General features: G+C 71.7%; 13 protein-coding genes. 6 read left to right on the top strand and 7 right to left on the bottom strand.

Annotated features, from left to right (window positions below; translation table 11 throughout):
* The first annotated feature begins 93 nt into the window (after positions 1-93).
* Positions 94-1,986, top strand: a complete 1,893-nt coding sequence (gene asnB, locus ABT369_RS15620; RefSeq protein ID WP_350612495.1) for an asparagine synthase (glutamine-hydrolyzing) — start codon at positions 94-96, stop codon at positions 1,984-1,986.
* On the opposite strand, the gene recQ is transcribed toward asnB, so the two are convergent.
* The 3 genes from recQ to ABT369_RS15605 form a co-directional block, all read right to left on the bottom strand.
* Positions 1,940-3,760, bottom strand: coding sequence for a DNA helicase RecQ (gene recQ / locus ABT369_RS15615; RefSeq protein ID WP_350612494.1), 1,821 nt, complete (start codon positions 3,758-3,760; stop codon positions 1,940-1,942). The two genes, asnB and recQ, sit on opposite strands and share 47 nt — an antisense overlap.
* A gap of 87 nt (positions 3,761-3,847) precedes the next feature.
* The gene (locus tag ABT369_RS15610) at positions 3,848-4,204 is read right to left on the bottom strand and encodes a YciI family protein (RefSeq protein ID WP_350612493.1); all 357 of its coding nucleotides are present in this window, start codon (positions 4,202-4,204) and stop codon (positions 3,848-3,850) included.
* Between the two features lie 108 nt (positions 4,205-4,312).
* Positions 4,313-5,299, bottom strand: coding sequence for a hypothetical protein (locus tag ABT369_RS15605; protein WP_350612492.1), 987 nt, complete (start codon positions 5,297-5,299; stop codon positions 4,313-4,315).
* Between the two features lie 35 nt (positions 5,300-5,334).
* Between ABT369_RS15605 and ABT369_RS15600 the strand changes: the two genes are divergently transcribed.
* Both ABT369_RS15600 and ABT369_RS15595 read left to right on the top strand, forming a co-directional pair.
* Positions 5,335-5,892 (top strand): hypothetical protein, encoded by a 558-nt coding sequence (locus ABT369_RS15600; protein ID WP_350612491.1) that lies wholly within the window; start codon positions 5,335-5,337, stop codon positions 5,890-5,892.
* Positions 5,893-5,978: 86 nt separating this feature from the next.
* The gene (locus ABT369_RS15595) at positions 5,979-6,596 is read left to right on the top strand and encodes a hypothetical protein (protein WP_350612490.1); all 618 of its coding nucleotides are present in this window, start codon (positions 5,979-5,981) and stop codon (positions 6,594-6,596) included.
* Here ABT369_RS15595 and ABT369_RS15590 read toward each other — a convergent pair.
* Positions 6,593-7,144: an NAD(P)-dependent oxidoreductase gene (locus ABT369_RS15590; RefSeq protein WP_350612489.1), complete on the bottom strand. Its 552-nt coding sequence runs from the start codon at positions 7,142-7,144 to the stop codon at positions 6,593-6,595. The two genes, ABT369_RS15595 and ABT369_RS15590, sit on opposite strands and share 4 nt — an antisense overlap.
* A gap of 67 nt (positions 7,145-7,211) precedes the next feature.
* Here ABT369_RS15590 and ABT369_RS15585 point away from each other — a divergent pair, with 67 nt between their 5' ends.
* On the top strand, positions 7,212-7,586 hold the full coding sequence (locus ABT369_RS15585; protein WP_350612487.1) for a winged helix-turn-helix transcriptional regulator: 375 nt from the start codon (positions 7,212-7,214) through the stop codon (positions 7,584-7,586).
* Positions 7,583-8,377 carry an SGNH/GDSL hydrolase family protein gene (locus ABT369_RS15580; RefSeq protein WP_350612486.1) on the top strand — a complete coding sequence of 265 codons (795 nt, stop codon included), beginning with the start codon at positions 7,583-7,585 and terminating at the stop codon, positions 8,375-8,377. The genes ABT369_RS15585 and ABT369_RS15580 overlap by 4 nt, the downstream gene beginning before the upstream one ends.
* 76 nt (positions 8,378-8,453) lie before the next feature.
* Here ABT369_RS15580 and ABT369_RS15575 read toward each other — a convergent pair whose 3' ends face one another.
* The 3 genes from ABT369_RS15575 to ABT369_RS15565 all read right to left on the bottom strand — a co-directional run bounded on the left by ABT369_RS15575 (position 8,454) and on the right by ABT369_RS15565 (position 11,551).
* Complete coding sequence (locus tag ABT369_RS15575; protein ID WP_350612485.1) at positions 8,454-9,479, bottom strand: NADP-dependent oxidoreductase; 1,026 nt, start codon at positions 9,477-9,479, stop codon at positions 8,454-8,456.
* 96 nt (positions 9,480-9,575) lie between these two features.
* On the bottom strand, positions 9,576-11,240 hold the full coding sequence (locus tag ABT369_RS15570; protein WP_350612483.1) for a class I SAM-dependent methyltransferase: 1,665 nt from the start codon (positions 11,238-11,240) through the stop codon (positions 9,576-9,578).
* Positions 11,241-11,242: 2 nt separating this feature from the next.
* Positions 11,243-11,551 (bottom strand): antibiotic biosynthesis monooxygenase family protein, encoded by a 309-nt coding sequence (locus ABT369_RS15565; RefSeq protein ID WP_350612482.1) that lies wholly within the window; start codon positions 11,549-11,551, stop codon positions 11,243-11,245.
* Between the two features lie 97 nt (positions 11,552-11,648).
* On the opposite strand from ABT369_RS15565, the gene tyrS reads away from it, so the two are divergent.
* On the top strand, positions 11,649-12,917 hold the full coding sequence (gene tyrS / locus ABT369_RS15560; RefSeq protein WP_350612481.1) for a tyrosine--tRNA ligase: 1,269 nt from the start codon (positions 11,649-11,651) through the stop codon (positions 12,915-12,917).
* Positions 12,918-13,527: the final 610 nt, after the last annotated feature.

Here is a 13,527-nt window from a genome sequence, read left to right as displayed (position 1 = left end):
AGGTTACCCCGGTGGTCGAGCCCGGGGGAGACGCGGGATGGACGGCCCGGCATCGGCCCTTGGGCGGGCCCGAGCGGTGGTCGGCTGACTGGCATGTGCGGCTTCCTGATGTACACCGGCAACGACATCATCACCGCGGCGACCCTCGGCGCGATGGAGCGCCGGCTCGCCCTGCTCGAGCACCGGGGCCCGGACGACCTGGCCCTGGAGCGGCTCGGCCCCGGCACGGCCGCCGGGTTCGCGCGTCTCGCCGTCATCGACCGGCAGGGCAGCCGCCAGCCGCTGCGCTACGCCGACCGCTGGTCGCTCGTCTTCAACGGCGAGGTCTACAACTTCGAGGCGCTGCGCGAGGAACTGGCCCGCGACCACGGCGCCACGTTCGCGACCGACGGCGACGCCGAGGTGGTCGCGGCCGCGTTCGACGTCTGGGGCCCGGCCGCCCTGGACCGGCTGCGCGGCATGTTCGCGTTCGCGCTGTGGGACGAGGAGACGGACACGCTCTACGCGGCGCGCGACCCGTTCGGGATCAAGCCGCTGTACTACGTCGTAACCCGCGACGGCGTCTGGCTCGCCAGCGAGAAGGCGCCGCTGCTGGACTGCGCCGCCGAGGACCTCGATCCGACCGCGGTCTCGCTGTACCTCACGATGCAGTACGTCCCCGAGCCGTACACCCTCCACCGCGACATCGCCCGGCTGCCCGCCGGTGCCCTGCTGACCAAGCAGCTCGGCCGCGCCCCGGAGATCCGCCGCTGGTCCCGCCCGGCGTTCCGCCCCGACCCGGCCGCCGAGGAGGCCGCCGTCGTCGCCGACCTGCGCGAGGCCCTGCGCGACAGCGTCAAGGCGCACATGCGTGCCGACGTGCCGGTGGGCGCGTTCCTGTCCAGCGGCATCGACTCGACCGCGATCGTCGCCCTGGCCGCCGAGCACCATCCGCACCTGCGGGCGTTCACCGCCGGCTTCGAGGCCGGCAACGACGAGGTCGAGATCGCCGAGCGCTCGGCCCGCGAGCTCGGCGTGGAGCTGATCCCGTCGATCGTGCGCCCGGCCGACGTCATGGAGGCGCTGCCGCGGATCGTCTGGCACCTCGGCGACCCGGTCGCGGACCCGTCCATCGTGCCGCTGTACTTCCTCTGCCGCACCGCCGCCGAGCACGTCACGGTCGTCCTGTCGGGTGAGGGCGCGGACGAGCTCGCCGGCGGCTACGCGATCTACCGCGAGCCGCAGTCCCTCGCGCCCGTCTCCGGCCGCGGCCCGTCGATCCAGCGCGCGCTGCGGCGGGTGGCCCGGGCGATGCCGGAGGGGATGCGCGGCAAGAGTTACCTGCAGCGGGCGACAACGCCACTGCGCCGGCGGTACTTCGGCAACGCCCGCATCCTCTCCGACGCCGAACGGTCCCGCCTGCTGCGCGGCGCCCCCGCGGTCGGCCACGCGCACGTGACCGCGCCGCTCTACGCGGAGGTCGAGGACCTGGACCCGGCCACGACCATGCAGCACATCGACCTGAACACCTGGCTGACCGGCGACATCCTGACCAAGGCCGACCGCATGTCGATGGCCCACTCGCTGGAGCTGCGCGTGCCCTACCTGGACCGCCGGGTCTTCGAGGTGCTCTCGGCCCTGCCCCCGCACCTGAAGCTCCCGCGAAAGGGCCACACGACGAAGTACGCCCTGCGCCAGGCGGCCGAGGGCATCGTGCCGGCCTTCATCAAGGACCGCCCGAAGCTCGGCTTCCCGACGCCGGCCAAGGCCTGGCTGCGCTCGGAGCTCAACGAGTGGGCGCACCACGTCCTGTCCACGTCGGGCGCGAAGGCGCTGCTGGACCTGGACTACGCCCACGACCTGCTGAAGGAGCACGAGCGCGGCCAGGCCGACCACGCGCGGAAGCTCTGGATCGTCCTGAGCTTCTGCCTCTGGCACAGCATCTTCGTGGAGGGGACGGTCAATCCAGCTCTGCGAGGGCATCCAGGATCTGCTGCCCGAACTTAGCCAGCTTGTTCTCCCCGACCCCGTTCACGGCCGACAGCTCCGCCAGCGTCCGCGGCCGGCTCGTGGCGATCTGCCGGAGGGTGGCATCGTGGAAGATGACGTAGGCGGGCACGGACTGCTCCTTGGCCGTCGCCGCCCGCCAGGCCCGCAGGTGCTCGAACACGGGCGTCGCCGAGGCGGGCAGGGCGGCCGCCGCGTCCTGGCGTGTCGTCTTCGCGGTCTTGGCGGCCGAGATCGCGCGTTCGGGCTCGCGGCGCATCATCACCGTGCGGCGGCGGCCCAGCACCTCGGCGCTGCTCTCCGTGAGCACCAGGGTGCCGTAGTCGCCCTCGACGGACAGCAGGCTCTGCGCCAGCAGCTGCCGGATCACGGCCCGCCACTCGTTGTCGCGCAGGTCGGTGCCGACGCCGAACACGCTCAGCTCGTCGTGGTGCCACTGCACGACCTTGTCGGTCTTCTTGCCGAGCAGGATGTCGATGCACTGGCCGGCGCCGAACTTCTGCCCCCGCTCCCGTTCGAGCCGGTAGACAGTCGAGAGCAGCTTCTGCGCCGCGATCGTGCCGTCCCACGACTCGGGCGGGGCCAGGCACGTGTCGCAGTTGTCGCAGGCCTTGCCGAGCTCCTGGCCGAAATATGCCAGGAGTTGCCCGCGCCGGCACTCGACGGTCTCGCACAGCGCCAGCATCGCGTCGAGGTGCCGGCCGAGGTTGCGGCGATGGGCGGCGTCACCCTCGGAGGTGTCGATCATCTTGCGCTGCTGCACGACGTCCTGCAGGCCGTAGGCCAGCCAGGCGACCGACGGCTCCCCGTCGCGCCCGGCCCGGCCCGTCTCCTGGTAGTAGCCCTCGATGGACTTCGGCAGGTCGAGGTGGGCGACGAACCGGACGTCGGGCTTGTCGATGCCCATCCCGAACGCGATGGTCGCGACCATGACGAGCCCGTCCTCGCGCAGGAACCGGTCCTGGTTGGTCGCGCGGGTCCGGGCGTCGAGCCCGGCGTGGTAGGGCAGGGCGGGGATGCCGTTGTCCTTGAGGAATTCGGCGATCTTGTCGACCGAGTTGCGGGACAGGCAGTAGACGATCCCGGCCTCGCCGCGGTGCTCCCCGCGCAGGAACTCCAGCAGCTGCCGCCGCGGGTCCTGCTTGGCCACGATTCGGTATTGGATGTTGGGCCGGTCGAAGCTCGACACGAAGTGCCGGGCCTCGTCGAGGCCGAGCCGGGTCGCGATCTCCTTGTGCGTGGCGCTGGTCGCGGTCGCGGTCAGCGCGATGCGCGGCACGTCCGGCCAGCGCTCGTGCAGCATCGACAGGTTGAGGTAGTCGGGGCGGAAGTCGTGGCCCCACTGCGAGACGCAGTGCGCCTCGTCGATCGCGAAGAGCCCGATCTTCCCGCGGTCGAGCAGCCGCATGGTGCCCTGCGAGGCGAGGGCCTCGGGGGCGAGGTAGAGGAGGTCGAGCTCCCCGCCGGCGAACTCGGCCTCGACGGTGCGGCGGGTGTCGAAGTCGAGCGTGGAGTTGATGAACCCGGCCCGCACGCCCAGCTCCCGCAGCGTGTCGACCTGGTTCTGCATGAGCGCGATGAGCGGGGAGATCACGATCGCCGTGCCCGGCCGGACGATGGCCGGGATCTGGTAGCACAGCGACTTGCCGCCACCCGTCGGCATGAGGACGAGGGCGTCCCCGCCCGCGATCACGTGCTCGATGATCTCCTGCTGGCTGCCCCGGAACGCGTCGTAACCGAACACCCTGCGTAGAACATCGAGTGCACTCTCCATGGCCGCGATTCTACGGACCACCACCGACAAAAACGGCGGCGGCCGATCCGCGCGGTGACGGACCGGCCACGGCTCGGCCACGCTGGGTTACATCTCCTGGGTGTGCACGATGGCGCGCACCTCGATCGCGTTCCACTTGGCATCCGGGATCATGGCGGCCAGCTCGCACGCGCGCTCCCGGGACTCGCACTCGACCAGGTAGAACCCGGCGAGGAACTCCTTGGCCTCGACGTAGGGCCCGTCGGTGACCGTCGCCGCGCCGGAGCGCACCCGCACGACCGCGCTCTCCTCGGGCTGGCCGAGCGCGTCGGTGCGGATCAGCTCGCCGGACTCGGTGATGGTCTTGATGAACTGGTCGTGCCCGGACATCACCTCGTCGATGTCGGCCTGGGCGAGCGTCGACCACACGTCGGGGTTCATGTGGATCAGCAGCAGGTACTTCATCGCAAAAGATTCCTCTCAGGAAAGCCGTCACGAGGTGGTCGGAGCCGTCGTGTCCGTCTCTACACGACCGGAGGGCCGAGGCGCGTGAACTTCCCGGAGTCGTTCGCCCTAGAGCTTGGTCGACGCCGGCAGGGGCAGCGCCTTCGTGATCTTCGTCAGGTTGGCGGCCGCCTTCGCGAACTGCGAACCATCCGGGTGTACCGACAGCACGGCGACGATGTACCGGTCGTCCTCCCCGACGGTGCCGGTGGTGTGCAGCACCTCGCCCATCATGTCGGGCGCGTTCGGCTCGGCCGCGGCCGGTACGAACCGCGCGCCGCCGTTGTAGCCGGCGCCGGCCACGCACGGGGTCGCCGGGTCGTCGCCGAAGCCCGACCAGCCCTGCTTGGCCGCGCGCGGGGCCTTGAACGTGCTCGGGATGCCGAAGGACTGGTCGTAGTGGTCGGTCCCGCACTTCGTGGTCTGGTGCAGGTTGCCCATGATGAACTCGCGCACCGGGTCCGGCGCCTTGTCGAGGATGTACTGGTACACCCGCACCAGATCGGCCGCGCTGACCGCCGTGTAGCCCCAGTACCCCGGCTGGCTGACGGGCGGGGGCGCCGTGTCCTGCAGTCCGAGCCGCTGCACCATGCGGGTGACGATCTCGCGCTGCCCGTTGGCCTTCCACAGCCCGGTCGCGGCCGCGTCGTCGCTGCTGCGCAGCATCACCTGGAGCTTGGGCTGGTCGGCGGCCGGCACCGTGTACGCGGGACCCTTGTTCCAGAAGTAGTCGAGCGCGATGAGCAGCTTGACCAGCGACGCGGAGCGGAACCGCCAGCTCGGCTTCTGCTGCAGCACGTACGCCTTCGCCTGCCGGTCGTAGATCACGATGCCCGCGGTGACGCCGGCCGGGATGGCGACCGGGCCGGCGCTGGTGGGCGCGGCCGGCGGTGCGGCGCTGGACGGCGGGGCGGCGCTCGGCTCCACGGCCGAGGCCGGGGCGGAGGCGAACTGCGGCGCGGCGGACGGCGGGGCCTCCCCGCCGCCGCAGCCGGCCACGGCCAGGACCAGGGCGGCGACCACCAGGAGCAGCCGGACGGGGCGGGCAGAGGGCATGCCCCATCATGCCCCGTCCGCGTAGCGTTGACCCGGTGCGGGGGCGCGGCTGGTGGCTCGGGCTCGCCGCCGCGATACCGGTCGGGCTGCCGCTGCTCGGGCGCTGGCCCGCGGCCCTGGCCTTCGCCGGTATCGCCGCGGCTGCGGTCGGCCCCGTGCTGCTGGCGCAGTGGTGGGCGCGTCGCCGGCAGCGGGCCGCGCACGCCGCCGGCGCACTGCGCTGGTTCGGCCGCGTGCCGCTGGAGCGCGCGGCGCTCATCTGGGAGGTCGGGCCCGGCCTCGCCCTGCTGTTCGGCGGCGGCGTGCCGGTGTGCGTCACGACCGGCGACGACGGTCTCACGCTGCGCCCGCGCGGGCTGTCACCCCGTCGTCACCCTTCAGTGACGGTGCTCTGGACCGACATCGCCGGGGCGCGGGCCGAACCGGCCGGGCGGCTGACCGACCACGGGCGGGTTGCGGCGCTCCCGCTCACCGCCGTGATTCTCGATCTACCGGGAGATACGGGCGGACCGCTGACGGTGACCACGCACGCGGCCGGGGGCCTGGTCGAGACGGTCGCCGCGCGCCGTATAGCGCAGAGTGATGATCACTGAGGGTGGAACCGGGATCGGGTGATGGATTCGGCACCCAGCGTGGCTGAGTTGCGCCGATTTCCGGCGGTTCCGTAGGTTGGTCTTCCATGGCGGAGTTGATCGAGGTTGGTGTCTGGTACGAGGCCCGACCGATCACGGTTGACCAGGGTGTCGACCGTTACGAGGCGTTGCGGCGCGGCGACGCGGAATGGGCGCTCGTCGATCCTGGCGTGGAGCGCTTCGACCGCGAGGTGCGGGCGGGAGTCGATCCGGCGCTGTGGGCGGAGCCGGTCGTCGGCGAGGGCACGCACGTGTTGCTGGCGCTGCACCGGGACACGCCCGGCGAGGCGCTGCACTTCATCCACAAGCTGGCCGACGAGTGCGAGCTGCTGTGTTTCCAGCGGCCCGGTCGCCATCAGCCTGCGGCGCTCTGGCAGCCGCGGCGGCTGCTGCGGCTGCCGGTGCCGAGACTGACGACCGAGGACGGGTCGCTGGCCCATCATCCGACCGGGGACGACATCCGCGACTTCATCGGCCGGCTCGACGAGGACAACACGACGGCCGAGCTGTGGCGGGAGGACGGCGCCTCGATCCGGGTCGCGATCGTGCCGGGGCAGCGGCGCTGGCGCGTCTCGACCCCCGACGGGTCGTCGAACGAGCAGGAGCACCTGACCGGGGTTGCCGAGCAGTTCGAAGCGTTCGCCGCGTCCGTGGAGCCGGTCTAGCCGCCGACCGCGATCTGACAGCGGTGGTGGCGGCCTGCGACGACCTCGTCCAGCACTGCCGCCGCCAGCGCCGCGTAGGTGTACCCGCCGTCATCGCTCGCCACCAGCTCCATCGGCGGGGTGACGACCACCCAGTCGACGGGCCCCTCGTAGCGGTGCAGCACCGCCAGCTCCGCGCGGCGCGCCTCCACGAACGGCCGCCAGGCGGCGGGGAAGTCCTCGGGCAGCGGCCCGAGCGTGGGGGCGAGCCCGACGACGAACAGCCGGTGGACCCCGGCCCGCTCCAGCCCTTCGAGCAGGCGCTCCATCGCCGCCGCGTAGTCGTGCTGATTCCCGCTGTATACCGAAACGATCGCCGTGTCGTGCCCGTGCGCCGCGCGGGCCACGAGCGCCGCGTCCGTGACGTCCCCGGCCACCGCCTCCTCCAGGTCCGGGTACCTCGCCGGGTCCCGCACCACAGGAGTCGCCGTGACACCTCGCCGCCGCGCCTCCGCCAGCACCGCACGACCGGCCCGCCCACCCGCTCCGAACACCACTGTCCTGGTCATGCCGGGACCGTAGAACGGGAGACCCCGGTAACTGCAACGTAACCGGGGCGCGCGTTACCGTGAGCGCATGCGCGCACCGCTGCCGCCGGACCTGTTCGACCCGGCCTGCCCGTCGTCCGCGACGCCGTTCCAGATCGGCGACAAGTGGGCGGGCATGGTCCTGACCTGCCTGCGCGACGGCGCCCCCCGCCGCTTCACCGAGCTGCGCGTGCCGATGCGCCGCGTGTCGTCGAAGGTGCTCGCGGAGACCCTGCGCGCCCTCGAACGCGACGGCATGATCACGCGGGCCGCCTACGACGAGCTGCCACCGCGGGTCGAATACGCCATCACCGACCTCGGCCGCACCCTCTTCCCGGCGATGGACGCCTGCCGCGCCTGGGCGGCCGAGCACCTGCCGGCCGTCGAGTCGGCCCGCGCCGCCTACGCCTCGCGCACGTCATGACGAGGGTGTACCGCCGCTACGTCGCCATCGGCGACAGCACCACGGAGGGCATGGACGACCCGGACGGCCGGGGCGGCTACCGAGGCTGGGCGGACCGCTTCGCCGAGCACGTGGCGAGGTCGCAGCCCTCCGGTGGCGGCCCCGTCCTCGAATACGCCAACCTCGCCATCCGCGGCCGCACCACGGCCCGGATTCGCGCCGAGCAGCTGGCCCCCGCGGTGGCCCTGGAGCCGGACCTGGCCACGGTGGTGGCGGGCATGAACGACATCCTGCGCGGCTCCTTCGACGTGTCCGCGGTGGCCGCCGACATCTTCGCCATGCAGGACGCCCTCGTCTCCGCCGGCGCGACGGTCCTCACCTTCACCCTGCCGGACCCGGCCCCGGTGATGCCGATCGCCAAGCCCCTGCGCGGCCGTGTCCTGGCCCTCAACGACGCCATCCGCAAGGTGACCGTGGACAGCGGCGCGATCCTGCTCGACCTCGGGGCGTACCCCGTCGCCTCCGATCCCCGCCTCTGGAGCGACGACCGCCTGCACGCGAACAGCGCCGGGCACGAGCGCATCGGCCACGCCCTCGCGTACGCCCTCGGCCTTCCCGGCTTCGACGACTCCTGGAACGCGTCGCTGCCGCCCCCGGTGCGCCGCCCCCGCCACCGGGCGATCACCGCGGAGCTGGCCTGGGTGCGCCGGCACATGCTCCCGTGGGCGGCCCGTCACGTGATGGGCCGGAGCTCGGGCGACAACCGGGTCTGCAAGCGGGCCACCCCGGCCCCGGTCGACCTCGGCCCCTGACCTGGACCTCGCGCCCCCCGCCGGACGGTGCTCGCGCCGCCCCGGCGGGTCGTCCTCGTGTTCCGCGGTGGGTGCCTCAGAGGGTGATGACGATCTTGCCGCGAACGTGGCCGGACTCGCTCAGGTCGTTCGCGGCCGCGGCCTCCTCCAGCGGGAACGTGCGCTCGACCGGCATCGAGAAGCGGCCCGCGGTGTAGAGGGCGGCGGCCTCGTGCAGCGTCTGGTACGCGCGGCCCTCCGAGCCGTCGGTGACCCGCGCCCCGAGCTTCGGCGCGTCGAAGTCGGCGATGCTCACCACGTCCGCCGGCGTCGGGGTGAGCGTGACGAGCTCGGCGACGGCCCCGTGCCCGGCTGCGTCCAGCGCCCGGTCGACCCCGTTCGGCGCGAGCGCGCGGATGCGGCCGGCGAGCCCCGGCCCGTACGTCACCGGAATCACCCCCAGCCCCCGCAGGAAGTCATGGTTGCGCTCGCTCGCGGTGCCGATGACCGTGGCCCCGCGAGCGATGGCGATCTGCACCGCGGCGATGCCGACCCCGCCGGCCGCACCGTTGACGACGAGCGTCACGCCCGCGGCGGGCTGCGAGTCGTCGCCGTGAGGCGCGTGGTCTACGTCGCCGGCGGTGGGTGCCGGGCCGCCGTGGGTCGCTGGTGCGCCGGTCCCGGCGTCGCCCGTGGCCGCGGGTGACTGGGTCTTGCCGAGGCCGAGCAGGTCCAGGGCCCGGCCGGCGGTCTCGACCACGTTGGGCAGACCCGCCGCCTCGGTGAAGCTCAGGGCCGGGGGCTTCGCCGTCCAGTGGCGCAGGACCGCGTGCTCGGCGGCCGCACCGCCCTCGGCCACGCCGAACACCTCGTCGCCGATCGCCACGCCCTCGACGCCCTCGCCCAGGGCGTCGACGACGCCGGCCGCATCGGAGTGGGGGACCATCGGGAGGCGGTCCGGCGAGGTGCCGAAGGCGCCGCTGCGCACCTTCCAGTCGAAGGGGTTCACCCCCACGGCTCGCACCGCGATGCGGATGCGCCCGGCCGACGGCTCCGGCTCGGCACGCTCGACGACGTGCAGGACGCTCGACGGCCCGTACTCGGAATACTGCAACGCCTTCACGCTGTGCCCCCGATCTGTCGGTGGTTGACGGCCGCGCTCGGCGGGCCGGGATGCGGGCCGGGTCTGAGTCGGACGGGTGATGCCGGGCGGCTGGTGTCAGGTGTTCAACGGACGGCGGGCGACCAGCAGGACGTGGGTGTCGGGCCAGTCGAGCGGGTGGCCGTCCAGTGTGGACAGCCGGGCGTAGGGGCGGATGCGGTGCTCGACGATCCAGTCGTTGCGCCAGGAGTGCGACGCCGGGTCGACCTCGAAGCCGACGTCGGTCAGCAGGGCCTTCCAGTCGGCGAACTCCAGGCCGCAGAACTGCTCGTGGGCCTCGGAGAGCCAGTTGTCCGGGTAGTCCTTGTGGGTGAGGAACTCCATGGCGTCGGACAGCGCGATCTCGACCGCGCCGGGGTCGGACGGATCCTCGAGGTCCTTGTAGGGCAGCGGGAAGTGGAAGTCCGCGGCGAAGCGGTCCAGCCGGGCCCGGGTGGAGAGGCCCTCGACGTGGGCCGCGATCTCGTCCCGGCCCAGCTCGTCCAGGGCGGCGGCACCGGGCTGCGCCGTGGGGGCCGGCGGGCTGCCCTGCAACGACAGGCGGACCCGCAGCGCGCGGTTGTCGGGGCCGCAGACGTCGGAGTTGATCCAGACGCCGCCGGGGACGGTGTGGTCGTAGATGGCCTGTGCGAAGGCGCGCAGGGAGTCCATCTGGTGGCCGTAGGACCAGATCTCGTGGGTCAGCGCGAACGTCAGGGTCGTGTCGATCGAGCGCGGCGGGAAGACGGCGCCGCCGAGGACGTTGCGGCAGTAGAAGTACACATTGGGGTTGGTGAACCAGCCCTGGGCCTTGCGGTGCACGCACTCCTCGTAGAGGTGGCGGGCAACCTCGACGCCGATCAGGTCGCTCTCGCGCAGGGCCGGCTCACGGTCGGCGAGGGCGAGCACGGCGCCGGCGCCGCAGCCGACGTCGACGATCCGGCCGGGGCGGACATGGCGCTTGACGAGGTCCCACTTGCGCTCGGCGCTGGCCTCGAAGGCCTCGGCGTAGGTGCGGTAGTCGCGGGTCGTGGTCAGGCCGCCCTCCTCGCCGACGACGGGGTCGTTCACCACGAGGGCGACCTGCTCGCCGAGGCGGTAGCGGTCGTAGACGTCCACCGTCGCCGGGTGCGCCGCCTCGCGCCAGGAGGGGTCGCCGTCGGCCAGGCGCAGGAGCACGTCCCACGGCCGCTCGGGCACCGCGGCCGGCTGGGGCTTGGATGAGCCGGCGGTGCCCTCGGAGCCGGGCGCCTGGAGGGTCGCGGTCGGACCGGCCTCCGAAGGCGAGGAGGCGGTCGAGTCAACGAACGCCGTGTCGCCCTCCACCAGGGCGATGGGGAAGCCGAGGGCCGAATACAGCGCGGCGACCTCGGGCGTCGAGCAGGCCACCACGGTGTCGTCCGGCGTCAGGTGGTGACCCAGGACGGACTCGACGCTCTTGAGCGTGACCTCGGCGAAGCGGTCGGTGTGCGCGGTGTCGAAGACCGGCACGACCAGCGAGCGCAGGTCCTCCTGGACGCTGAAGCGCTCGATGGCGGCCTCGCGGCGGTCATACGACACCGGATTGCGCTTGGTGTTCTGGTGGTTGGCGCTCGTCACCGCCCAGACGATCGTGGGCGGCGAGGTGGCGGATTCACGATCGGTACGAATGCCGTCTTCGCTCTTCACCAAGGCTCGCAGATAGGCCGCCTGGAAACGGGTCAGCAGGTGATGGCGGCCGGGGAAGAGGACGAAGCGCGCCATGGTCAGTCCCGCGGGTCCGTGTGCTCGACGACCTCGAACTCCAGCAGGCTCGCGCCCGTCGCGACCGGCCGGGCGCGCTCACCCGCGTGGGCCTCGCGGGCCGGGCCGCTGGACCAGGCCTGGAAGTGCTCCTCGGACTCCCACTTCGTGTAGACGAAGTAGCGGGTCTCGCCGGCCGTCGGGCGGAGCAGCTCGAAGCCCAGGAAGCCCGGCTGGCCCTCGACCGCGCCGTGCCGTGCGGCGAAGCGGCGCTCCAGTTCGGGGCCGGCACCCTCGGGAACCTCGATCGCGTTGATCTTTACGACTGCCATGCCCCAACCCTAGCGACCGGGTACGACAGAACTCCTTCACCCTGGTCGGACCGAATGCAGTGGGAGCCGACCGCGTCCTGGTGGGACAATCGCGCGCATGACCGATGTGCTCGAAGATCTGCAGTGGCGCGGCATGATCGCGCTCTCGACCGACCTCGACGAACTCCGCAAGGAGATGGCGAAGGGGCCGATCACCTATTACTGCGGGTTCGACCCCACGGCGCCGAGCCTGCACATCGGCCACCTCTTCCAGGTGCTGACGGTTCGCCGGCTACAGCTCGCCGGGCACCGCCCGCTCGCCCTCGTCGGCGGCGCGACCGGCCTGATCGGCGACCCACGGCCGTCCGCCGAGCGGCAGTTGCACTCGGTCGACCAGGTCGCCGAGTGGGTCGGGAAGCTGCGGGGGCAGATCGAGCCGTTCCTGGACTTCACCGGCAGCAACGCCGCCCGGATGGTCAACAACTACGACTGGACCGCGTCCATGTCGGCGATCGACTTCCTGCGGGAGATCGGCAAGCACTTCCGGGTCAACAAGATGCTCACCAAGGACGCGGTGAGCGCACGGCTCAACTCCGACGCGGGGATCAGCTACACCGAGTTCAGTTACCAGATCCTCCAGGGAATGGACTTCCTGGAGTTGTACCGCCGGTATGACTGCCGTCTCCAGACCGGCGGCAGCGACCAGTGGGGCAACCTCACGGCCGGCACCGACCTGATCCATCGCGTGGAGGGCGCCTCCGTGCACCTCCTGGCCACGCCGCTGCTGGTGAACTCGGCGGGGGAGAAGCTCGGCAAGTCCACCGGCGGCGGCAGCCTCTGGATGGATGCCGAGCTGACCAGCCCATACGCGTTGTACCAGTACTTCGTGAACCTCGAGGACGCCGTCGTGGGCAGCCTGTTGCGCAAGCTCACGTTCCTGGAGCGCGAGGAGATCGAGGCCATCGAGAAGGAGACCGCGGAACGACCGGCGGCCCGGCTCGGGCAGCGGCGCCTCGCGGAGGAGATGTCCAAGATCGTGCACGGCCCGGAGGAGACCGCGCAGGTGATCGCCGCGAGTCAGGCGCTGTTCGGCCGGGGTTCACTGGGCGAACTGTCGGCGTCGACGCTGCGGGCCGCGCTGAGTGAGGCCGGCCTCGTGCAGGCCCCGCCCGGCTCGACGGTCGCCGACCTGTTCATCGCGGCCGGGCTCGCCTCCAGCCGCAACGAGGCACGGCGCACGGTGGCGGAGGGCGGCGCGTACGTGAACAACGAGCGCGTGTCCGATCCCGAGGAGGTCGTGGCCGCGGAGCGGGCCCTCGCGGGCGGGCTTCTGGTGCTGCGCAAGGGGAAGCGCACGTTCGCCGGCATCGAGCTCGCCGCCGGGTGACCTCGGTTTGACTCTCGCGCCGGGCGCCGCGTAGGTTTCGTCCTCGTTACAGGCGCCCGGCGCGCCGGTCAACACCAAAGAGAGTGATCGATTTGGTGGAGATCGGAAGGCCGGGTAATGTAGATGGTCGGCAGGGAAACGGACGAGACAGCGGAGCGCAAGTCGTGCCGCGGCGGTCGTCCTGCCGAAGCCCCAAACGATCATCAAACCGGGTGACCGGCGAGTGGTCGTGCCCGTAAAACGGCCGACAGACACGATTTGGAAGTCGGGCGCAGAGCGGGTAAGGTTCTTCCTCGGCAGGGACACGGACGAGAACCGCGGGTCACGAAAGTGAGCCGCAGCGGACGTTCTGCCGACAGCCTACGACACTCGGCCGGGTATCCGGAAGAGTTGTTGTGCGCTCGTGGAACTGGACAAAGTACCGCAAGGCGGACTTGACACAGCGAAGCGGACATGCTAGACTGGAACGGTACGAAACGCCCCGGGCGAGCGGTACTGGAAACGGTGCAGCTAGGCGGTGTGTGTTGGTTGTTTGAGAACTCAACAGGGTGCTTGTTAAGCCAGTGCCAAATGATTATTACCCCGTGGCATGGGCGCGCTTCTTCGGGAG

The organism is Dactylosporangium sp. NPDC000244 (assembly GCF_040300725.1).
GTDB lineage: Bacteria > Actinomycetota > Actinomycetes > Mycobacteriales > Micromonosporaceae > Dactylosporangium.
The sequence above is the reverse complement of the archived record's forward strand: the minus strand, read 5'-3'. Positions and strand labels throughout refer to the sequence as shown.